Annotated in this window: 1 protein-coding gene (only partly in view); it reads left to right on the top strand. The window is 69.9% G+C overall.

The annotated features are described in order from the left end of the window. On the top strand, positions 1-25,320 hold part of the coding region annotated (locus GVY39_RS15260; RefSeq protein WP_159989320.1) for a non-ribosomal peptide synthase/polyketide synthase (this coding region is incomplete at its 3' end). Its footprint begins 11,037 nt before the window's first position; 25,320 of 36,357 annotated nt are visible.

Below are 25,320 nucleotides of genomic sequence, written 5' to 3'. Positions count from 1 at the left end.
GTGCTGCGCGGCGTCGCCGCCGATCCTTCGGTCGTCCTCGGCGACATCGACCTGCTGGACCACGCCGAGCGCTCGCTGGTGATCGAGCGGTGGAACGACACCGAATTCCCGGTCGAGGCCGCACTCACCTCGCCGGTCGGCGACGCCGCCGCGACGCTGGTCTCGCTGTTCGAGGCGCAGGTGGCGCGCACGCCGGACGCGATCGCGCTCACCTTCGAGGGGACGAGTCTGTCCTACGCCGAGTTCGCGAGTCGGGTGCACCGCCTGGCGCGCTGGCTCAAGCAGAACGGTGTCGGCCCCGAATCCTATGTGGCCCTGGGCATGCGCCGCTCGCTCGACCTGCTGGTCGGCATGTACGCGGTGACCGTCGCGGGCGGCGCCTACGTGCCGCTCGACCCGGATCACCCGGCCGAGCGCATCGAGCACATCCTGGACACCGCCCGACCGGTCTGCGTGCTGACCTCCGGCGCGGACCTGGACGTCACGCTGGCCCGCCAGGTGCGCATCGATGAGCTGGATCTGTCCGGATACTCCGCCGAGCCGGTCACCGACGCGGACCGGCACCGGCCGCTGCGCACCGGCAACACCGCGTACGTCATCTTCACGTCGGGATCGACCGGTCGTCCGAAGGGTGTGGCGGTTTCGCACGCGGCCATCGTCAACCGCCTGGTATGGGGCCATGCCCAGTACGGCCTGGCTGTCGACGACGTAGTGCTGCAGAAGACCCCGGCCACATTCGACGTGTCGGTGTGGGAGTTCTTCTGGCCCTTGCAGGTCGGCGCCCGGCTGGTGATCGCCAAGCCGGACGGTCACCGCGACCCCGCCTACCTGGCGCAGCTGATCATCGAGGAGCGGATCACCACGGCGCACTTCGTGCCGTCGATGATGTCGCTGTTCGTGGTGGAACCGCGCGCGGCCGAATGTGTCGGCCTGCGTAACGTCTTCGCTTCCGGTGAGGGCCTTCCCGCGGTGACCGCGCAGCGCATGCGCGAACTCACCGGCGCGCGCCTGCACAACCTGTACGGCCCCACCGAGGCCGGTGTCGAGGTGACCTTCCACGAGGTCGACGACGCCGACACCGTGACCGTGCCGATCGGTGCCCCGGTGTTCAACACGCAGGTGTACGTGCTGGATTCGCGCCTGCGGCCGGTTCCGGTCGGTGTGCCCGGCGAGCTGTATCTGGCCGGCGCGCAGCTGGCCTACGGGTATGTCACCCGGCCCGACCTGACCACCGAGCGGTTCGTCGCCAGCCCGTTCGGTGACGGTGCGCGCATGTACCGCACCGGTGACCTGGTGGCCTGGACCGAAGACGGTGAGCTGGAGTACCTGGGCCGCACCGACTTCCAGGTCAAGGTACGCGGTCTGCGCATCGAACTGGGTGAGATCGAGTCGGCGCTGACCGCGCTGGAATCGGTGGCGCAGGCGGTGGTCGTGGTGCGCACCGACGAGCGGACCGGGGACCAGCTGGTCGCCTACCTGGTGACGGACCCGGACCGGGTGGTGGACGTCGAGGCGGTCAAGGCCGAGCTCGGCACGCGGCTGCCCGGGTACATGGTGCCCGCCGCCTACGTGGTGCTGGACGAATTCCCGCTGAACGCCTCCGGCAAGCTGGACCGCAAGGCGCTGCCGGAGCCGGTCTTCGAGGCCAAGGTGTTCCGCGCACCCGCGACGCCGGTGCAGGAGATCGTGGCCCAGACCTTCGCCGAGGTGCTCGGTGTGGAGCGGGTCGGCCTGGACGACGACTTCTTCGAGCTGGGCGGTAACTCGCTGGTCGCCACTCAGGTGGCCGCACGGCTGGGCGAGGCCCTGAACAGTCAGGTCCCGGTGCGCACGCTGTTCGAGGCGTCCACCGTGGTCGCGCTGGCGGCGAAGGTGGAATCGGCCGCCGGACAGGGCGGACGGACGCCCCTGGTCGCGCAGGAGCGTCCCGAGCTGGTGCCGCTCTCGCTCGCCCAGCAACGGATGTGGTTCCTCAACCGGTTCGACAACCGCACCGCGGTGAACAACATCCCGGTGGCCCTGCGGCTGACCGGTGAGCTGGACGTCGCCGCGCTCGGCGCGGCCATCGGCGACGTGCTCGCGCGGCACGAGGCGCTGCGCACGATCTACCCCGAGGTGGAGGGCACCGGTTACCAGCGTGTCCTGCCGGTGGGTGAGGTCGCCTTCGACCTGGTCGCCGAATCCGTCGCGGCCGAGGAGCTGCCCGCGCGGATCCTGGAGCTGGTCGGTGTCGGGTTCGACGTCACCGCCGAGATCCCGTTCCGGGCGAGCCTGCTCGCGCTGTCGCCGACCGACCACGTGGCGGTGCTGGTCATGCACCACATCAGCGCCGACGGCTTCTCACTGCGGCCGTTGCTGCGCGATGTCGTGCTGGCCTACACCGAGCGCGCACGCGGCGAGGTCCCGTCCTGGGCCCCGCTGAAGGTGCAGTACGCCGACTACGCGCTGTGGCAGCGCGACGTGCTCGGCGCCGAGGACGACGCGGACTCCGTCGCGGCCCGGCAGATCGCCTACTGGACCGAGCAACTGCGCGACCTGCCCGACCAGACCGAGCTGCCCGCCGACCGGCCCCGGCCCGAGATCGCCTCCAATGCCGGTGGCACGTACGACTTCTCGGTCGACGCGCAACTGCACGAGGCGCTGTCGGAGCTGGCGCGCGCCCGCGGCGTGACGCTGTTCATGGTCGTGCACGCAGCGCTGGCCGTGTGGGCGGGCCGACTGTCGGGCAGCACCGATGTCGCGATCGGCACGCCGATCGCGGGCCGTGGCGAACGCGCGCTCGACGATGTCGTCGGCATGTTCGTCAACACGCTGGTGCTGCGCAGCGAAGTCGATCCGGCCGTCGCCTTCGGTGAGCTGCTCGACCAGGTGCGCCGCACCGATCTGGCCGCCTTCGCCAACGCCGACGTGCCGTTCGAGCGGCTGGTCGATGTGCTCAGCCCGGCCCGCTCGCAGGCGCACCACCCGCTCTTCCAGATCGCGCTGACCTTCGAGGCCGCTTCGGCGGCCGAGCTCGGCACGGTCGCGCTGCCCGGCGGCCTCGAAGTCGCCGCCGTCGAATTCGACCCGGGCACCGCGAAGTTCGACGTGCAGCTCACCGTCGGCGAGTCCGCCGAGGGCGGCTTGGCGCTGTCGTGGAACTACGCGACCGAGCTGTTCGATTCGGAGACGGTGGCTGCGTTCGCTGATCGTTTTGTGCGCGTTCTGTGCGAGGTTGTCGACGATCCGCAGGTTGCTATCGGCGACATCGATCTGCTCGGCGAGGGCGAGCGGCTGGATGTGTCGCAGCGCTGGGTGTCCTCCGGGGCCGAGAGCGTCGCGGGTGTGTTCGCCGATCCGGACATCACGCTGGTCGGGTTGTTCGACGCGGCTGTTGCCGCGCACCCGAACCGGGTCGCGGCCCGCTTCGGCGTGGAGACGCTGAGCTATGCCGAGTTGGATCGGCGCGCGAATGTACTGGCGCGCAGGTTGATCAGTGACGGCGCGGGACCGGAGAGGCTGGTCGCGGTGATTTTGCCGCGGTCGCTGGACCTCGTCGTCGCGTTGCTGGCTGTGGTGAAGACCGGTGCGGGTTATGTGCCGGTGGACCCGACCTATCCGGCTGAGCGCATCGCCTACGTGCTCGCCGATTCCCGGCCCACGAGTGTGGTGCTCGACTCCACGGTGCAGGTCGAGGTGCCCGCTGGGCTGCCCGCTGTCGTGCTGGACGGGTTCGCGGTGGAGGCCGGCAATGTCGAGGACGCCGACGACGCCCCGATTACGGATGCCGACCGCAACGCCGCGCTCACGCCGGACAATGTCGCGTATGTGATCTACACCTCCGGCTCGACCGGCCGCCCGAAGGGCGTCGCGGTCGCGCACCGCAACGTGGTGCGGTTGTTCGCGAATACCGACCGCGACTTCGGTTTCGGTCCCGACGATGTGTGGACGTTGTTCCACAGCTACGCCTTCGACTTCTCGGTGTGGGAACTGTGGGGCCCGCTGCTGTTCGGCGGCACCCTCGTCGTGGTCGACTACTACACCTCGCGCTCGCCGGAGCAGTTCCTGGAACTGCTGCGTGCCGAACGCGTCACGGTGCTCAACCAGACCCCGTCGGCGTTCTACCAACTGGCCGAAGCCGACCGGAACGCCGCGCCCGATGTCGCGCCGCTGGCGCTGCGCTACGTGGTGTTCGGCGGTGAGGCGCTGGAGCTGCGCAGGCTCTCGGATTGGGTGGCGCGCCACGGCGACGGCACCGGCGCGACGTCCGGGGACGGGCCGCTGCTGGTCAACATGTACGGCATCACCGAGACCACGGTGCACGTGTCCTACCGCGCCCTGGACGCCGCGACCATCGCCGCCGCCTCCGGTAGCGTGGTCGGCCGCGCGATCGCCGGTCTGCGGGTGTATGTGCTCGACAACAGGCTGCGCCCGGTGCCGGTCGGCGTCGCGGGGGAGATGTACGTGGCGGGCCGGCAATTGGCTCGTGGCTATCTCGGCCGTCCCGATCTGTCGGCCACCCGCTTCGTCGCCGATCCGATGGGCGACGCGCCGGGCGGGCGCCTGTATCGCTCCGGTGACCTCGCGCGCTGGAACCGCTTCGGCGAGCTGGAATACCTCGGCCGCGCCGACGACCAGGTGAAGGTGCGCGGCTTCCGCATCGAACTCGGCGAGATCGAATCCGCGATCCTCGCCCAGCCCGGCATCGCCCAGGCCGCGGTCATCGTGCGCGAGGACCAGCCCGGCGATCAGCGGATCGTCGCCTACGTGGTGTCCGAGCCGGGCGTCGAGCCGGCGCTCGACGCGGTCCGCGACGGCGCCGCCGAGCAACTGCCCGCCTACATGGTGCCTTCGGCCGTGGTGCGGCTGGAATGGATCCCGTTGACCGTCAACGGGAAGCTGGACCGCCGTGCGCTGCCCGCCCCGACGGCGCAGTCGCGTGCCTTCCGCGCGCCGGTGACCCCCGTGCAGGAAACCGTGGCAGCGGTGTTCGCCGACGTGCTCGGCCTGGAGCGGGTCGGCGTGGACGACGACTTCTTCGACCTCGGCGGCAACTCGCTGGTCGCGACCAGGGTGGTCGCCCGCATCGGCGCCGCGCTCGGTACGACCGTCGCGGTGCGCACTCTGTTCGAGGCCTCCACCGTGGAAGCGCTCGCCGCGCGGGTGGAATCGCACGCCGACGGCGCGGCGCGCGCCCGCCTGGTCGCGCGTGAGCGCGCGGCCGACGAGCTGGTGCCGCTGTCGTTCGCGCAGCAGCGCATGTGGTTCCTGAACAAGTACGACACCGCGTCGGCGGCCTACAACGTGCCGATTGCCATACGGCTCACCGGCGCGCTGGACGTCGAGGCGCTGCGGTTGGCGCTGGCCGATGTGGTGCGCAGGCACGAGTCACTGCGCACCCGCTACCCCGAGCACGGCGGCACCCCGGTCCAGGTGATCGTGCCCGCCGAGGACATCGTCCTGGATCTGCATCCCGTGGCGGTGGACCCGGCGCGGCTGGTCGAGGCGGTGACCGAGTTCGTCACCACCGGATTCGATGTGGCCGAAGAGGTTCCGCTGCGCACCCGGCTGTACACGGCCGGGCCGGAGGAGCACGTGCTCGTCGTGGTGGTGCACCACATCGCGGCCGACGGCTTCTCGATGAGCCCGCTGACCCGCGACGTGATGGCCGCCTACACCGCGCGCAGCACCGGCAGCGCTCCCGGCTGGGCGCCGCTGGCGGTGCAGTACGCCGACTTCGCGGTGTGGCAGCGCGAGATCCTCGGCTCCGAGGACGATCCCGACTCGCTGCTGGCGAAGCAGGTCGCGTACTGGCGGCGCGCGCTCGACGGCGTTCCCGACGAGCTGACCCTGCCCACCGACCGCCCGCGTCCGGCCGTCGCCTCCTACCGTGGCGCGACGCTGCATCGCGAGCTGTCCGGCGACCTGGTCGCCGCACTGGAGGAACTCGCGCGGCAGCGCGGTGCGTCGCTGTTCATGGTGATGCACGGCGCGCTGGCGGTGCTGCTGTCGCGCCTGTCCGGCAGCGACGACGTCGCGGTCGGCACCCCGATCGCGGGCCGCGGCGAGGCCGCGCTCGACGACCTGGTCGGCATGTTCGTCAACACGCTGGTGCTGCGGGCCGAAGTGGACGCTGGTGACCGCTTCGCCGATCTGCTCGACCGGGTGCGCCGCACCGACCTGGACGCCTACGGCAACGCCGACGTGCCGTTCGAGCGGTTGGTGGAACTGCTCGCGCCGGAGCGCTCGCAGGCCCGCCACCCGCTGTTCCAGGTGATGCTGGCATTCCAGAACCTGGAGCGCACCACCCTGGAACTGCCCGGCCTGTCGGTGTCCGCGCTGGACCTGGACGAGAACGTCGCGCGCTTCGACCTGCAGTTCACCCTCGCCGAGCGTGGTGAAGCAGGTTCCGGCGCCATGGCTCTGACGCTCACCTACGCCACCGACCTGTTCGACGAGTCGACCGCGGCGGGCATCGTGGACCGCTGGGAACGCGTGCTCGCGGCCGTCGTGGCGGAGCCGGATGGTCCTGTTGGTGATATCGCGCTGCTGGATGAGGGCGAGACCGTGCAGGCGTTGCGTGGCTGGAATGACACCGCCCGCGATCTCGGCCCGGCGACCACGTTGGTCGAGTTGTTCGCTGCGCAGGCCGCGGCGACGCCGGATGTGGTTGCGGTGGTGGATCCTGCCGCTGGTGTGTCGTTGACGTATGCGGATTTGGCTGCTCGTGTGCGGCGGTTGGCGCGTCGTTTGATCGAGGCGGGTGTGGGCCCGGAGTCGTTGGTGGCTTTGGGTATGCGCCGGTCGGTGGATTTGGTTGTGGCGGCGTATGCGGTGCATGTCGCGGGGGGCGGTTATGTGCCGTTGGATCTGGATCAGCCCGCTGACCGTGTGCAGTATGTGCTGGATTCGGCTGACCCGGTCTGCGTGCTGACCACTGCGGCTGATGGGTTCGACGGGGCGGGCCGCGCCACGCTGAGCATTGATGAGCTGGACCTGTCCGGTTACTCGGACGCGCCGGTCACCGATGCCGAGCGGATCGCGCCGCTGCGTCCGCAGCATCCGGCGTATGTGATCTTCACTTCTGGTTCTACCGGCCGCCCGAAGGGTGTGGCGGTGCCGCATGCGGCGGTTGTGAACCAGATTCGTTGGATTACCGGCGAGTACGGCATCGGTGTCGAGGACGTCGTGTTGTTCAAGACGCCCGCCACCTTCGATGTGTCGGTGTGGGAGTTGTTCGGTCCGCTGAGCACCGGGGGCCGGATCGTGGTGGCGAGCCCGGATGGGCACCGTGACCCGCAGTATCTGGCTGAGGTGATCGCGGCGCAGCGGGTGACGATGACCTCGTTCGTGCCGTCGATGCTGACGGTTTTCGCGGGTTCTATCGACCCGGCGGAGGCGGACGCGCTGGCTTCGTTGCGGATTTTGTTTGTCGCCGGTGAGGCGTTGACCGCTGATGCGGTGGTCGCTATCCGGCGGGTGAGCGATGCCGCGCTGTTCAACTTGTACGGTCCGACGGAGTTCACTGTGCATGCCACGCACGGCCGGGTGGCCGAGCAGGTGGATGGTGCGGTGCCGATCGGTTTGCCGGTGTGGAATGCGCAGGCCTACGTGCTGGACGCGCGCCTGCATCCGGTGCCGGCGAACGTCGCGGGTGAGTTGTATCTCGCGGGTGATCAGCTGGCGCGTGGTTATTTCGGGCGCGCGGATCTGACCGCGGATCGTTTCGTGGCCAACCCGTACGGCGAGCCCGGTGCGCGGATGTACCGCACGGGTGACCTGGTCGCCCGGGACGCTACTGGTGCTATCGAATACCTGGGCCGCACCGATTTCCAGGTGAAGTTGCGTGGTTTGCGCATCGAGCTGGGTGAGATCGAGTCCGCGCTCACCGCCCACGAATCGGTCGCGCAGTCGGTGGCGGTGGTGCGCTCCGACGCGCGCACGGGCGACCAGCTGGTCGGCTACGTGGTTCCCGCGGGCGGTGCGACGGTGGATGTCGAGGCGCTGCGTGCGCACTTGGCCGCGCGTCTGCCGTCCTACATGGTGCCCGCGGCGATCGTGGTGCTCGAGGCTATGCCGTTGAACCCGAACGGCAAGTTGGATCGGCGTGCGTTGCCTGATCCGGTATTCGAGGCACGCGAGTTCCGTGCTCCCTCGACCCCGGTCGAGCAGATCGTCGCCGAGGTCTTCGCCGAAGTACTCGGCGTGGAGCGAGTCGGCTTGGACGACTCGTTCTTCGCCCTCGGCGGCGACAGCATCGTCTCCATCCAGTTGGTGTCGCGAGCCAAGGCGCGCGGCGTGGTGTTCACCCCGCGACACGTCTTCGAGCAGCGCACGGTGGCCGGCTTGGCCGCCGTCGCCGAAACCACCGAGGCGGCCGAGGCGTCGGCCATGACGCTGGCCGAGCCGCCGGGCGGCGGCATCGGCGTCATGCCGTTGACGCCGGTGGTGCGCTTCATGGCCGAGCGGCGCGGCTCGTTCGGCCGCTTCAACCAGACGCTGGCGCTGGAACTGCCGGTCGGCATCGACCGGGAGGGCATCGCCGCGACGGTCGGGGCGGTCATCGACCGGCACGACATGCTGCGCGCGAGCCTGCGCCGGGACGGTGACGATTGGATCGTCGAGACCGCCGCGCCGGGCACGGTGGATGTGGACGGGCTGATCGACCGCACCGAGTTCGCCGCGAACGCCACCGCCGACGAATTGGTCGAGATCGCCTCGGCCGCACTGGACGAGTCGTTGGACCGGCTCGATCCCGCGGCGGGCGTGGTCATCCGGTTCGTCTGGCTGGAACCCGATTCCGCCGAGCGCGCCGGACGCCTGATCGTCGCCGCCCACCACCTGGTGGTGGACGGCGTCTCCTGGCGCATCCTGGTGCCGGACTTCGTGACGGCCTGGGGCCAGCGCATCGCGGGGCAGACCCCCGAGTTGGTCGCCCCGGCCACCTCGATGCGCGCCTGGGCGCACGCGCTGGAGCGCGCGGCGGCCGGCCCCGAGCGGGTGGCCGAGCTCGACTACTGGCGGTCGGTGGTCGCCGCGGCCGATCCGCTGCTGACCGAGCGTCCGATGGATCCGGAGATCGACACCTCCGGCGTCATCGCCAAGGTTCAGGTCGAGGTGTCCGCCGAAGTCACCAAGGCCCTGCTCACCACGGTCCCGGCGCTGTACCACGGCGGCGTGAACGACGGCCTGCTCACCGCGCTGGCGCTGGCCATCGCGAAGTGGCGGGCGCGGCGGGTGGCCGCCAGGGGCGAGGATTCGCTGCTGATCCGACTGGAGGGTCACGGCCGCGAGGAAGACGTGGTGCCGGGTGCGGATCTGTCGCGCACCGTCGGCTGGTTCACCTCGATCTACCCGGTCCGGTTCGACCTGTCCGGCATCGACATCGACGCCGCGTTCACCGGCGGACCCGCGCTCGGAGCGGCCGTCAAGGCGGTCAAGGAGCAGTTGCTCTCCGTGCCGGACAAGGGTCTCGGCTACGGCCTGCTGCGTTACCTGAATGCCGAGACCGCGGCCGAGCTGCCGCGCGAACTGCCCGGCCAGGTGAGCTTCAACTACCTCGGGCGCATCTCCGAAGGCGACGTGCCGGAGTCGCTGCGCGGCTTCGGCTGGATCCCCGCGCCGGAACTCGGCGCGCTGGGCGGCGCCTACGACGCCGACATGCCCGCCATGGCGCCGCTGGACGTGAACGCGATCGTGGTCGGCGACAAGTTGACCGCGAACATCGGCTACCCGACGACGCTGCTGTCCGCCGCCGACGTGCGCGAATTCGGTGAGCTGTGGACCGCGGCGCTGGAAGCGGTGGCCCGCCACGCCAATTCGACCGGCGCGGGTGGGCACACCCCGTCGGACTTCGCGCTGATGCGCAGCCCCAGAGGTGGTGTGGCGCGGGGGATCACCCAGCGCGACATCGACGCCTGGGAGCGGCGCTTCCCGGCGCTGGCCGACGTCTGGCCGCTGTCGGCGCTGCAAGCCGGTCTGCTGTTCCACGCCCGACTGGCCGCGAGTTCGGTGGACGTGTACACCGCCCAGGCGGTGCTGACGCTCACCGGCCGGGTGGACGCGGCCCGGTTGCGTGCGGCCGCACAGGCATTGGTGGGCCGCTACGAGAACCTGCGCACCGCGTTCGTCACCGACATCGACGGCAACCCGGTGCAGATCGTGCTCGACAGCGTCCGGGTGGCGTGGGCCGAGCACGACCGAACCGAGTCGGGTTCGGCGGATGACCTGATCGAGGCCGACCGCATGCAGCGGTTCGACCTGACCGCGCCGCCGCTGATCCGCTTCACCCTGATCCGAGTCGCGCCCGACCGCTGGCAGTTCGTGGTGGCCAACCACCACATCCTGCTCGACGGCTGGTCCATGCCGCTGCTCATGCGGGATCTGCTGGTGCTCTACGCCGCCCACGCCGACACCTCCGCGCTGCCCGCGGTGCGCTCCTACCGGCACTTCCTGGAGTGGACCCGGCAGCAGGACCACGCGGCGTCGCTGGCGGCGTGGGCGCACGCGCTGCGCGGCGTCGGCGAGCCGACCCTGCTCGCGCGGCCGGACGCCGCTCGCGAGATCACCTCGCTGGCCGGTGAGTACTTCTTCGACCTGGACGAAGCGACCACCGCGCGTCTGACCGCGCTGGCCGCCTCGCTCGGCGTCACCCCCAACACCGTGCTGCAGACCGCGTGGGGCATGCTCGTCGGCCGCATGACCAGCCGCGACGACGTGCTGTTCGGCACCACCGTCTCCGGGCGGCCCCCGCAGCTGTCCGGCGTGGAGTCGATGGTCGGCCTGTTCATCAACACCGTGCCGGTGCGGGTGCGCTTCGATCCGTCGGAGTCGGTGCGTGACCTGCTGGTGCGCACCCAGGGCGAGCAGGCCGATCTGCTCGACCACCACTACGTGGGTCTGGCCGACATCCAGGCGGTCGCGGGCATCGGCGGACTGTTCGACACGCTGGTGGTGTTCGAGTCCTTCCCGGTCGACGCCGCGGGCTTGCAGGCGCAGGCCGCGGACATCGACGGCATGGCAGTGATCGGCCTGGACGCGGCCGACGCCACGCACTACCCGCTGACGCTGATCGCGCAGCTGGATTCGCGGCTGCGGGTGCGCGCGGGCTACCTACGTGACCTGTTCGACGAGACGACGGTGCGCCGCATCGCCGACCGCCTGATCCGGATGCTCACCGCGATCACCGCGTCGCCCGACGCGGTGGTCGGCGACATCGAGCTGCTCGACAGCGCCGAGCGGGAACTCGTATTGCGCGGCTGGAACGACACCGATTTCGATGTGGACGCGGCGTTGTCGGGTCGCTCGGCTCCCGCGACCTTGGTGTCGATGTTCTACGACCAGGTCGAACGCACCCCCGACGCGACCGCCATCACGTTCGAGGGGACAAGTCTGTCCTACGCCGAGTTCTCCTGGCGGGTGAACCAGCTGGCGCGCTGGCTGATCGCGCGCGGCGTGGGCGCGGAATCGTATGTGGCGCTGGGTATGCGGCGGTCTATCGATCTGGTGGTCGGTATGTACGCCGTCGCCGTGGCCGGTGGCTCGTATGTGCCGCTGGACCCGGATCACCCGGCCGAGCGCACCGAATACATCCTCGGCACGGCCGATCCGGTGTGTGTACTCACCTCCGGCAGCGACCTGGACATCGACACCGCGCAGGTGCGTATCGACCTCCTCGATCTGAAGGGTCTGTCGGAGGCCCCGGTGACCGACGCCGATCGTCGTGCTCCGCTGCGTCCGTCGAACACCGCGTATGTGATCTTCACATCGGGTTCGACGGGTCGTCCGAAGGGTGTCGCCGTCTCGCACGCGGCGATCGTCAACCGCCTCGTCTGGATGCAGACCGCCTATCAGCTGACCGCCGATGACGTGGTGTTGCAGAAGACGCCCGCGACGTTCGATGTGTCGGTGTGGGAGTTCTTCTGGCCGTTGCAGATCGGCGCTCGCCTGGTCGTCGCGAAGCCCGAGGGGCACCGCGACCCGGCCTACCTCGCCGAGGTCATCAGCGCGGAGCGGGTGAGCGTCACGCACTTCGTGCCGTCGATGCTGGCTGTGTTCGTCGCGGATGCCGCTGCGGCACAGTGTGATTCGCTGCGCTTGGTGTTCGCTTCGGGTGAGGCGTTGCCGCCCAAGCCCGCGCATCGGATGCGCGAGCTGACCGGCGCTGCCCTGCACAATCTCTACGGTCCGACCGAGGCCGCGGTCGACGTCACCTTCCACGAAGTCGTGGACGCCGACACCGAGACGGTGCCGATCGGCGCTCCGGTGTTCAACACACAGGTGTTGGTGCTGGATGGGCGGTTGCGCCCGGTGCCGGTGGGTGTCGCGGGAGAGCTCTATCTCGCCGGTATCCAGCTCGCGCGTGGTTACGTCGCGCGACCGGACCTGACCAGCGATCGTTTCGTGGCCAACCCGTTCGGGGAGCCCGGTGCGCGGATGTACCGCACGGGCGATCTCGTGGCGTGGACCGAGCACGGTGAGCTGGAATACCTCGGCCGCACCGACTTCCAAGTGAAGTTGCGTGGTCTGCGTATCGAGTTGGGTGAGATCGAGTCGGCGCTGACGGGTCTGGACGAAGTCGCCCAAGCCGTCGTGGTCGTGCGCTCCGACGCGCACGCGGGCGACCAGCTCGTCGCCTACGTCATCCCCGCGCCGGACGCTGCCCTGGAAACCGACCTGGTCCGCGAGGACCTGGCGCGGCAACTGCCCGCGTACATGGTGCCCTCGGTCGTGCTCGTGCTCGAGGCGTTCCCGCTGAACGCCTCCGGCAAACTGGACCGCAAGGCGCTGCCCGCCCCGGTGTTCGAGGCCGCGGTGTTCCGCGCCCCGACCACGCCGGTCGAGGAGATCGTCGCCGCCACCTTCGCCGACGTGCTCGGCTTGGAGCGGGTCGGTCTGGACGACGACTTCTTCGCTCTCGGCGGCAACTCACTGTCCGCCACCCAGGTCGCCGCCCGGCTGTCTGCCGCGCTGGACACCGACCTCGGCGTGCGCGAGCTGTTCGAGGCCTCCACCGTGGTCGCTCTCGCGGCGCGCGCGGAGACCAGGGCGGGCGCGGGCGGCCGAGCGGCGCTGGTGCCGCAGCAGCGGCCCGAGCTGGTCCCGCTGTCGCTGGCCCAGCAGCGCATGTGGTTCCTCAACCGATTCGACCCAGACTCGGCGGTGGACAACATCCCTGCCGCGGTGCGGCTGTCGGGCCTGCTCGACCGGCAGGCGTTGCAGATCGCCGTCGCCGACGTGCTGGCCAGGCACGAGTCACTGCGCACGTTCTACCCCGAGGTGGACGGCACCGCCTACCAGCAGACCGTGGCCACCGCCAACGTGATCCCGGATCTGACGCCGATCGACGTCACCGAAACCGAACTGCCCGAGCAACTCGCGCGGCTGATCGGCACGGCCTTCGACGTCACCGCCGAGGTGCCCTTCCGCGCCCGGCTGTTCGAAATCAGCCCCACCGAGCACGTGCTCGCCCTGGTGGTGCACCACATCTCGGCCGACGGCTTCTCCATGGGCCCGCTGACCCGCGACGTGATGACCGCCTACGGCGCCCGCGTCGACGGCGGCGAGCCCGCCTGGCGTCCGCTCGAGGTCCAGTACGCGGACTTCGCGCTGTGGCAGCGCCAGGTGCTCGGCGCCGAGGGCGACCCGAAATCGGTGATCTCCGAGCAGATCTCGTTCTGGTCGGACACGCTGCGCGGGCTGCCCGAGCAACTGGACCTGCCCGCCGACCGGCCTCGACCCGCCGTCGCCTCCGGACGCGGCGCGACGCACGTCTTCGAGATCGACGCCGAGACCCACGCCCAGCTCACCGAACTCGCCCGCACCAGGGGCGCGACGCTGTTCATGGTCGCGCATACCGCGCTGGCGGTGCTGCTGTCGCGCCTGTCCGGCGAGGACGACATCGCGATCGGCACCCCGATCGCGGGACGCGGCGAGCGCGCGCTCGACGACCTGATCGGCATGTTCGTCAACACCCTGGTGCTGCGGACCCCGATCCAGAGCGGTGCGACGTTCACCGAACTGCTGCGTTCGGTGCGCGCGACCGACATCGCGGCCTTCGGACACGCGGATCTGCCGTTCGAGCGGCTGGTGGAGATCCTGAATCCGGCGCGTTCGCAGGCGCGCAACCCGCTGTTCCAGGTGATGCTGGCATTCCAGAACACCGGCCAGAACAGCCTCGAGCTGCCCGGCCTGACGGTGAGCGGTGTCGACCTGCCGATCGACGTCGCCAAGTTCGACCTGCAACTGGTGCTGTCCGAACGCGACGCCGCCGAGGCTGCGGGCATCACCGCCGAGCTGATCTACGCCACCGACCTGTTCGACCCGGCCACCATGGCGGAGTTCGGCGTGCGGTTCGGCCGATTGCTGAAGGCGGTCGCCGCCGAGCCGGACCGGCCCATCGGCGACATCGCGCTGCTGGATGAGGGCGAGACCGTGCAGGCGTTGCGTGGCTGGAATGACACCGCCCGCGATCTCGGCCCGGCGACCACGTTGGTCGAGTTGTTCGCTGCGCAGGCCGCGGCGACGCCGGATGTGGTTGCGGTGGTGGATCCTGCCGCTGGTGTGTCGTTGACGTATGCGGATTTGGCTGCTCGTGTGCGGCGGTTGGCGCGTCGTTTGATCGAGGCGGGTGTGGGCCCGGAGTCGTTGGTGGCTTTGGGTATGCGCCGGTCGGTGGATTTGGTTGTGGCGGCGTATGCGGTGCATGTCGCGGGGGGCGGTTATGTGCCGTTGGATCTGGATCAGCCCGCTGACCGTGTGCAGTATGTGCTGGATTCGGCTGACCCGGTCTGCGTGCTGACCACTGCGGCTGATGGGTTCGACGGGGCGGGCCGCGCCACGCTGAGCATTGATGAGCTGGACCTGTCCGGTTACTCGGACGCGCCGGTCACCGATGCCGAGCGGATCGCGCCGCTGCGTCCGCAGCATCCGGCGTATGTGATCTTCACTTCTGGTTCTACCGGCCGCCCGAAGGGTGTGGCGGTGCCGCATGCGGCGGTTGTGAACCAGATTCGTTGGATTACCGGCGAGTACGGCATCGGTGTCGAGGACGTCGTGTTGTTCAAGACGCCCGCCACCTTCGATGTGTCGGTGTGGGAGTTGTTCGGTCCGCTGAGCACCGGGGGCCGGATCGTGGTGGCGAGCCCGGATGGGCACCGTGACCCGCAGTATCTGGCTGAGGTGATCGCGGCGCAGCGGGTGACGATGACCTCGTTCGTGCCGTCGATGCTGACGGTTTTCGCGGGTTCTATCGACCCGGCGGAGGCGGACGCGCTGGCTTCGTTGCGGATTTTGTTTGTCGCCGGTGAGGCGTTGACCGCTGATGCGGTGGTCGCTATCCGGCGGGTGAGCGATGCCGCGCTGTTCAACTTGTACGGTCCGACGGAGTTCACTGTGCATGCCACGCACGGCCGGGTGGCCGAGCAGGTGGATGGTGCGGTGCCGATCGGTTTGCCGGTGTGGAATGCGCAGGCCTACGTGCTGGACGCGCGCCTGCATCCGGTGCCGGCGAACGTCGCGGGTGAGTTGTATCTCGCGGGTGATCAGCTGGCGCGTGGTTATTTCGGGCGCGCGGATCTGACCGCGGATCGTTTCGTGGCCAACCCGTACGGCGAGCCCGGTGCGCGGATGTACCGCACGGGTGACCTGGTCGCCCGGGACGCTACTGGTGCTATCGAATACCTGGGCCGCACCGATTTCCAGGTGAAGTTGCGTGGTTTGCGCATCGAGCTGGGTGAGATCGAGTCCGCGCTCACCGCCCACGAATCGGTCGCGCAGTCGGTGGCGGTGGTGCGCTCCGACGCGCGCACGGGCGACCAGCTGGTCGGCTACGTGGTTCCCGCGGGCGGTGCGACGGTGGATGTCGAGGCGCTGCGTGCGCACTTGGCCGCGCGTCTGCCGTCCTACATGGTGCCCGCGGCGATCGTGGTGCTCGAGGCTATGCCGTTGAACCCGAACGGCAAGTTGGATCGGCGTGCGTTGCCTGATCCGGTATTCGAGGCACGCGAGTTCCGTGCTCCCTCGACCCCGGTCGAGCAGATCGTCGCCGAGGTCTTCGCCGAAGTACTCGGCCTGACGGCCGGTGCGGACGAACGCCCCGTCGGCTTGGACGACGACTTCTTCGACCTGGGCGGCAACTCGCTGATCGCCACCCAGGTGGTAGCCCGCCTCGGCGCGGCGTTGGACACCAGGATCCCGGTCCGCGTGCTGTTCGAGGCGCCGACCGTGGCCGCGCTGGCCGCCCGGGCCGAAACGCAGCAGGGCAGCGGACGTCGCCGCGAGCTGGTCGCGGGCCCGCGTCCGTCGAAGATCCCGCTGTCGCTGTCCCAGCAGCGGATGTGGTTCCTGAACCGCTTCGACAACCAGACCGCGGTGAACAACATCCCGCTCGCGGTCCGGCTCACCGGAACCCTGGACACCGAGGCGCTGCGCCAGGCCGTCGCCGACGTGGTCGACCGGCACGAGGTGCTGCGCACCGTCTACCCGGAGACCGCCGACGGCCAGGGTGTGCAGGTGGTGCTGCCCGCCGGGCACAGCGACATCGACCTCACCCCCATCGAGGTATCCGAGGCCGAGATCTCCGAACGGATCAGCGAACTGGTGCTGGCCGGCTTCGACGTCACCGCCGAGGTCCCGGTGCGCGCCCAGCTGTTCCGCATCGCGGGCTCGATGGACGGCTCGCAGCTCGACACCCACGTGCTGGTGTTCGTGGTGCACCACATCTCCGGTGACGGCTGGTCGGTGCGTCCGCTGGCGCGCGACGTGATGGTGGCCTACTCGGCGCGTTCGCGCGGCGAGGCGCCCGCCTGGGCACCATTGCAGGTGCAGTACGCCGATTACGCGCTGTGGCAGCGTGAGACGCTCGGCTCGGAGAGTGATCCGGAGTCGCTGATCGCGCAGCAGGTGGCCTTCTGGTCGCAGACCCTGGCCGGCCTGCCCGATCAGCTCGATCTGCCCTCGGACCGCTCGCGCCCGGCCGTGGCGTCCAATCGCGGTGACGTGTACGAGTTCTCGCTCGACGCGCCGCTGCTGCGCGAGTTGAACGCGCTGGCCCGCGCGAACGGCGCCAGCCTGTTCATGGTCGTGCACGCGGCGTTCGCCGCGCTGCTGGCGCGGCTGTCCGGCAGCGACGACATCGCCATCGGCACCGCGGTCGCGGGCCGTGGTGAGGCGCTGCTCGACGACGCCATCGGCATGTTCGTCAACACCCTGGTGCTGCGCAGCGCGGTGGATCCGGCGATACCGTTCACCGAATTGCTCGCCCGCACCAAGGACAGCGATCTCGCGGCGTTCGCGCACGCGGACCTGCCGTTCGAGCGGCTGGTGGAGATCCTGAACCCGGCGCGTTCGCAGGCGCGGCATCCGCTCTTCCAGGTGATGCTGTCGTTCCAGAACACCGGTGAGGCCACCTTCGAGCTGCCCGGCCTGGAAGTGGCCGGTGTGCCGCTGGACGTGGTGACCGCCAAGTTCGACCTGCATCTCAACCTCGCCGACCGGTTCGACGCCGCGGGCGCGGCCGACGGCATGACCGCCGAGTTCCTCTACGCCACCGACATGTTCGACGCCGACACCATCGCGGGCGTGGCCCAGCGCCTGGTGCGGATGCTGAGCGCGATCGCCGCGGACGCGTCGGTGGCCGTCGGCGACGTCGAGCTGCTCGACAGCGTCGAGCGCACCGAAGTGCTCGAGCGGTGGAACGACACCGCGCATCCGGTCGACCCGGCCGCCACGCTGGTATCGATGTTCGCCGCGCAGCTCGCGCGGACACCGGACGCGACCGCGGTGACGTTCGAGGGGACGAGTCTGTCCTACGCCGAGTTCGCCGCCAGGGTCAACCGCCTCGCACGCCATCTGATCTCACTGGGCGTCGGCCCGGACTCGATGGTCGCGCTCGGCATGCGCCGTTCGATCGATCTGGTGGTCGGCATGTACGCGGTGAGCGTCGCCGGTGGCGCGTACGTGCCGCTGGATCCCGACCACCCGGCCGACCGCACCCGCTACGTGCTCGACACCGCTCACCCGGTGTGCGTGCTCACTACTTCGCACGACGAGTTCGACGCGGGGTCGACCCAGGCGATCGAGATCGATCGGGTTTTCCTCGCGGGCTACTCCGACGAGCCGCTGACCGACGCGGATCGCCTCGGGCCGCTGCGTCCGTCGAACACCGCGTACGTCATCTTCACCTCCGGTTCGACCGGCCGCCCGAAGGGCGTGGCCGTCTCGCACGCCGCGATCGTCAACCGTCTGGTGTGGATGCAGGACGAGTACGGCCTGGACGACACCGACGTGGTGTTGCAGAAGACTCCGGCCACGTTCGACGTGTCGGTGTGGGAGTTCTTCTGGCCGTTGCAGGTCGGCGCGCGGCTTGTGGTCGCAAAGCCGGACGGCCATCGCGACCCGGCCTACCTCGTGCAGGTCATCACCGACGAGCAGGTCACCACGGCGCACTTCGTGCCGTCCATGCTGTCGGTGTTCGTAGCTGTGCTGGATGCGGCGGCCGCGGGGCCCTCCGTGGTCACGCGAGCTACCGCCTCCGGGCCTGACGCGGCCGCTGTGCTGGATGCGGCGGCCGCGGGGCCCTCCGTGGTCACGCGAGCTACCGCCTCCGGGCCTGACGCGGCCGCTGTGCTGGATGCGGCGGCCGCGGGGCCCTCCGTGGTCACGCGAGCTACCGCCTCCGGGCCTGACGCGGCCGCCGAGGAACGCGCCGACGAATGCACCAGTCTGCGCAACGTCTTCGCCTCCGGTGAGGCGCTGCCCGCCGCCACCGCGCAGCGAATGCAGGAACTCACCGGCGCGCGTCTGCACAACCTCTACGGCCCGACCGAGGCCGCGGTCGACGTCACCTATCACGAGGTGACCGAGGACGACACGGTGTCGGTGCCGATCGGCGCCCCGGTGTTCAACACGCAGGTGTACGTGCTGGATTCGCGCCTGCACCCGGTGCCGGTGGGTGTCGCGGGTGAGCTGTACCTCGCGGGTGTGCAACTGGCCCGCGGCTACGTCGCGCGCCCGGATCTGACCTCGGATCGGTTCGTCGCCAACCCCTACGGTGCGCCGGGCGAGCGGATGTACCGCACCGGCGACCTGGTGTCCTGGACGGACAAGGGTGAGCTGGAATACCTGGGTCGCACCGACTTCCAGGTGAAGCTGCGCGGTCTGCGCATCGAGCTCGGCGAGATCGAGTCGGCGCTCACGGCGCTGGACTCGATCGCCCAGGCCGTGGTCGTGGTGCGCTCGGACGATCGACTGGGCGATCAGCTGGTCGCGTACGTCATCGCGACCGCGGGCCGTTCGGTGGACATCGAAGGCGTGCGCTCCGAACTCGGCGGCGAGCTGCCCGCCTACATGGTGCCCTCGGCGTTCGTCGTGCTGGAGGCGTTCCCGCTGAACGCCTCCGGCAAGCTGGACCGCAAGGCGCTGCCCGCGCCCGTGTTCGAGGCCAAGGTGTTCCGGGCGCCGTCCACCCCGATCGAGGAGATCGTGGCGGGCACCTTCGGCGACGTGCTCGGCGTCGCGCGGGTCGGCTTGGACGACGACTTCTTCGAGCTGGGCGGCAACTCGCTGCTGGCCACGCAGGTGACCGCGCGGCTGGGCGCCGCGCTGGACACCAAGCTGGCGGTGCGCGACCTGTTCGAGGCGTCCACCGTGGTGGCGCTGGCGGCCCGGGTGGAGTACAACGCCGGATCCGGCCGGGACCGGCCGCGCCTGGAGGCAGGGGAGCGCCCGGCGCGCATCCCGCTCTCGCCCGCGCAGCAGCGGTACTGGTTCCTCAACCAGTTCGACACCGCCACCTCGGCGGTGGACAACATCCCGCTGGCCGTCCGGCTGTCCGGCACGCTCGACGTGCCCGCGCTGGAACAAGCCATCGGCGACGTGTTCGCCCGCCACGAGGTGCTGCGCACCACCTACCCGCGCTCGGCGGAGGGGCCACACCAGGTGATCCGTCCCGCGGCCCGGTCCGCGGCGGCGCTCACCCCGATCGACATCACCGAGGAGGACCTGCTCGGCGCCGTCATCGGTTTCGCGCTGACCACCTTCGACGTCACCGTCGAGGTGCCGTTGGCGGTTGCCTTGTTCCGTATCGTCGCGGGCGGGAGTAGCGCGGGATCGGACACAGCCGAGCACGTGCTCGCGTTCACCGTGCACCACGTCGCGGCCGACGGCTCGTCGATGGGGCCGCTGGCCCGGGACGTGATGGCCGCCTACGTGGCGCGCGTGCAGGGCGAGGCGCCGCAGTGGCAGCCGCTGCCGGTCCAGTACGCCGACTACGCGCTGTGGCAGCGTGCGGTGCTCGGGTCGGAGGACAATCCGGAATCGCTGGCCGCGCAGCAGGTGGCGTACTGGAAGCAGGCGCTGGCCGACCTGCCCGATCAGCTGGAGCTGCCCGCCGACCGGCCGCGCCCGCCCGCGCAGTCGTTCCAGGGCAAAGCGATCCGCTTCGAGATCGACCCGCGGCGGCACGCCCGCCTGCACGAGCTGGCGCGCGCGCACAACGCGTCGCTGTTCATGGTGGTGCACGCGGCGCTCGCGGTGTTGCTCTCGCGGCTGTCGGGCACCGACGACATCGCCGTCGGCACCCCGATCGCCGGTCGCGGCGAACGCGAACTCGACGATCTGATCGGCATGTTCGTCAACACCCTGGTGTTCCGCACCCCGGTGCGGCCCGCCGAACGCTTCGCCGATCTGCTCGGCGACGTCAAGGAACGCGACCTGGAGGCGTTCGCCAACGCCGACGTGCCGTTCGAGCGCCTCGTCGAGGTGCTCAACCCGGTGCGCTCGACCGCGCGCAACCCGCTGTTCCAGGTGGGCCTGTCGTTCCAGAACCTGGCCGAAACCACGTTCGAGCTGCCCGGGCTCACCGTCAGCGCGGTCGACTTCGACTCGCAGCTGGCCAAGACCGACCTGCACGTCACGTTGTACGACCGGTACGCCGAGGACGGCACGCCCGCCGAGATCATCACCGAATTCGGTTACGCCACCGATTTGTTCGACGAAGGCACGGTGCAGGGCTTCGCCGACCGGTTCCTGCGGGTGCTCGACGCCGTGCTGGCCGACGCCACGGTGCGGGTCGGCGAGATCGATCTGCTCGCGGCGGAGGAGAGCGAGCGCATCCTCACCGCCTGGAACGCCACCGAATACGATCTCGACCCCCTGCTCGCGGCGCGTTCCGCGGGCTCAACGCGCACCGCGACGCTGACGTCGTTGCTGGATGCCACGGTGGCCGCGACCCCGGCGGCTGTGGCTCTGGTCGCCGACGAGCCGACCGGTCGCCGGGAGCTGACCTACGCCGAGCTGGACGCGCGGGTCAACCGCCTGGCCCGGTACCTGATCGGCCGCGGCGTCGGTCCGGAGGACCGGGTCGCGCTGGCGATCCGCCGCAGCAGCGAGCTCGTGGTCGCGATGTACGCGGTCGCCAAGACCGGCGCTGCCTACGTACCGATCGATCCGGACCAGCCCGCCGAGCGGACCGACTACATCCTGGGCACCGCCGCGCCGGTGTGCGTGCTGACCACCGGCAGGGACGGCTTCCACACCGCGGCGGCCGACGTCGTGCCGATCGACGCGCTCGACCTCGCGGAGTACGCCACCGATCCGGTGACCGCCGACGAGCGCACCGGTGCGCTGACCCCGGCCAACACCGCGTACGTGATCTTCACGTCCGGCTCTACCGGCCAGCCGAAGGGCGTCGCGGTCCCGCACGCCGCGATCGTCAACCAGTTGCAGTGGGAGACATCCGTCTTCGAACTGGGCGCCGAGGACGCGGTGCTGCTGAAGACGGCGGCGACGTTCGACCTCTCGGTCTGGGAATTCTGGTCGGCCGCGGTTTCCGGTGGCCGCCTGGTGATCGCGGCCGCCGACGGACACCGCGACCCGGCCTACCTGAACGAGCTGATGCGCGCCACCGGCGTCACCACGCTGCACGTGGTGCCCTCCATGCTGGACGCGCTGCTCACCGAATCCGGTGGCAGCCTGTCGGCTTCGCTGCGGCGCGTGCTGGCCATCGGCGAGGCGCTGCCCGCCGCGACCGCCCAGCGGTTGCGCAGGCACAACGCCGCCGAACTGCACAACCTCTACGGTCCGACCGAGGCGGCGGTGTCGATCACCAGCCACCTGGTCACCGATGCCGACGAGGCGTCGGTGTCGATCGGCGCGCCGGAGTGGAACAGCCGGGTCTACGTGCTCGATTCCCGACTGCGGCCGGTGCCGGTGGGCGTCTCGGGCGAGCTGTACCTGGCCGGCGCGCAGCTGGCGCGCGGTTACTTCGGCCGTCCCGAGCTGACCGCCGAACGATTCGTCGCCGACCCGTTCGCCGGGGGTGAAGGCGGAGCGCGGATGTACCGCACCGGCGACCTGGTGGCCTGGAACGCCAACGGCGAGCTGGACTACCGGGGGCGCACCGACTTCCAGGTGAAGATCCGCGGTTTCCGCATCGAGCTCGGCGAGATCGAGGCCTCGCTGTTGCGGCAGGACGCGGTGAGCGCGGCGGCCGTCGTCGCGCACAACGATCCGAACATCGGTGACCGGCTGGTCGCCTATGTGGTGCCCCGGACCGGCACGCTGGACAAGCGCGCGTTGCAGTCCGCGCTGGCGGCCGAGCTGCCGTCGTACATGGTCCCGTCGATGGTGATCGAGCTGGACGCGTTGCCGCTCAACGCCAACGGCAAGCTGGACCGCAAGGCGCTGCCGCGGCCCACCTTCGAGAAGGCGGTGTTCCGCGCGCCGGTCACTCCGATCGAGCAGATCGTGGCGAACACCTTCGCCGAGGTGCTGCGGCTGTCCGATCGCGAGGGCGCCGAATCGAAGCGGCTCGGCCTGGACGACGACTTCTTCGCCTGGGGCGGCAACTCGCTGCTGGCCACGCAGGTCGCCGCCCGGCTGGGCGAGGCGCTCGACACCCGGGTGCCGGTGCGCCTGCTGTTCGAGGCGTCCACGGTGGCCGCGCTGGCGGTACGGGTGGAGCGGCACGCCGACATGGGCGGTCGTCGCGCGCTGACCGCGGGCCGGCGGCCGGAGCACATCCCGTTGTCGCTGGCGCAGCAGCGCATGTGGTTCCTCAACCGGTTCGACACCCAGTCGGCCGCCTACAACGTGCCGATCGCGGTGCGGCTGTCCGGCGCGCTGGACGTGGCCGCGTTGCGTGCCGCCATCGCCGACCTGGTGAGCAGGCACGAGATCCTGCGCACCGTCTACCCGCAGACCGAGGCGGGCCCCGTGCAGGTCATCCTGCCGCCCGCCCAGGCCGTGCCGCGGCTGGAGGTGCGGGTGGTCGCGCCGTCGCAGATCGAGTCCGCCGTCGTGGCGCTGACCTCGACGATCTTCGACGTCACCACCGAGGTGCCGGTGAAGGTCGCGCTGTTCCAGATCGCCGGAGAGGACGCGCGGAGCGGGCCGGACGGGTCGGTGGACTACGTGCTGGCCATGGTCGTGCACCACATCTCCGGTGACGGCTCCTCGGTCGGCCCGCTGACCAGGGACCTGATGATCGCCTACGCCGCGCGGGCGGCGGGCGAGGCGCCGAACTGGGCGCCGCTGGAGGTCCAGTACGCCGACTACAGCATCTGGCAGCGTGAACTGCTCGGTGACGAGGACGATCCGCAATCGCTGGCCGCCGAGCAGGTCGCCTACTGGAAGCAGGCGCTGGCCGACCTGCCCGACCAGCTGGACCTGCCCTCGGACCGGCCGCGTCCGGCGGTGCAGTCCTTCGCGGGCGGCAAGGTCGAGCTGGGCGTGGACGCGCAGACCCATCAGGCGCTGATCGAGCTGGCGCGCGCGGAGGGCGCGACGCTGTTCATGGTCGTGCACACCGCGCTGGCGGTGCTGCTGGCCCGGTTGTCCGGCACCGACGACATCGCGATCGGCACGCCGATGGCGGGTCGTGGCGAAGCCGCGCTCGACGACCTGATCGGCATGTTCGTCAACACCCTGGTGTTCCGTACCCGGGTCGATACGGGGGAGGCGTTCACCGATCTGCTGGCCCGCCAGCGCGAGATCGACATCCAGGCGTTCGCCAACGCCGACGTGCCGTTCGAGCGCCTGGTCGAGATGCTCAACCCGGTGCGTTCGACCGCACGCCACCCGCTGTTCCAGGTGGGTCTGTCGTTCCAGAACCTGGCGCAGTCCGCGCTGGAGCTGCCCGGCCTGAGCGTGTCCGGCCTGGACATCGACACCGAGCTGTCGCAGTTCGACCTGCACCTGATCGCGACCGACCGCTACGACGACGCAGGGGTGCCGGAGGGCATCACCGGGTTCTTCACCTACGCGACCGATTTGTTCGATCGCGCGACGGTGCAGGGCTTCGTCGACCGGTTCACCCGCCTGCTCGGCGAGATCGTCGCCGCGCCGCGCACCCCGGTCGGCGACCTCGAACTGCTCGACGCCACCGAGCGGGTCCAGCTGCTCACCGCACGCAACGCGACCGACCAGGCGGTGGACACCTCCGCCACGCTGGTCTCCTTGCTGGACGCGACCGTGGCGGCCGGGCCGAAGGAAGTCGCGCTCGTCACCGAGGACGGCGAGTCGATCACCTACGGCGCGCTCGATGCTCGGGTGAATCGTCTTGCGCGGCATTTGGTTTCGTTGGGTGTGGGTCCGGAGTCGCGGGTGGCGTTGGCGTTGCGTCGTTCGGTGGATTTGGTTGTGGCGATGTATGCGGTGGCGAAGTCCGGTGGTGTGTATGTGCCGGTGGATCCGGATCAGGCTGCCGAGCGTACGAGTTACATTCTGGAGACGGCGGCTCCGGTGTGTGTGTTGTCGAATGCGGAGGCGGAGTTCGAGACCGATGTCGCGCCGGTGGTGCGGATCGATGAGCTGGATTTGTCCGAGGTGGACGCTTCCACGGTGAGGGATGTTGATCGGGTTGGGTCGTTGCGTCCGGAGAACACGGCGTATGTGATCTTCACTTCCGGTTCGACGGGTCGTCCGAAGGGTGTGGCTGTTTCGCATGGTGCGATCGCGAACCAGTTGCAGTGGAAGAACGTCGAATTCGGCCTGGACGCCGCTGATGCGATCTTGTTGAAGACGGCGGCGACGTTCGACTTGTCGGTGTGGGAGTTCTGGTCGGCGGCGGTGTGTGGTGGCCGTTTGGTGATCGCTTCACCGGATGGTCATCGGGATCCGGCGTATTTGAACGAGTTGATGGCGCGTGAGTGGGTCACCACGTTGCATGTGGTGCCGTCGATGCTGGATGCGTTGCTGAGCGCTGGTTTGCCGGATTCGTTGTGGCGGGTGTTGGCGATCGGTGAGGCGTTGCCGGGTTCGGTGGCGCAGCGGTTCCTGCGGGAGAACCCGCGTACTGAGTTGTTCAACTTGTATGGTCCGACCGAGGCGGCGGTGTCGATC

Origin of the sequence: Nocardia sp. CY15, from assembly GCF_009829295.1 — a bacterium.
GTDB classification, from domain to species: Bacteria; Actinomycetota; Actinomycetes; order Mycobacteriales; family Mycobacteriaceae; genus Nocardia; species Nocardia sputi.
The sequence above is the reverse complement of the archived record's forward strand: the minus strand, read 5'-3'. Positions and strand labels throughout refer to the sequence as shown.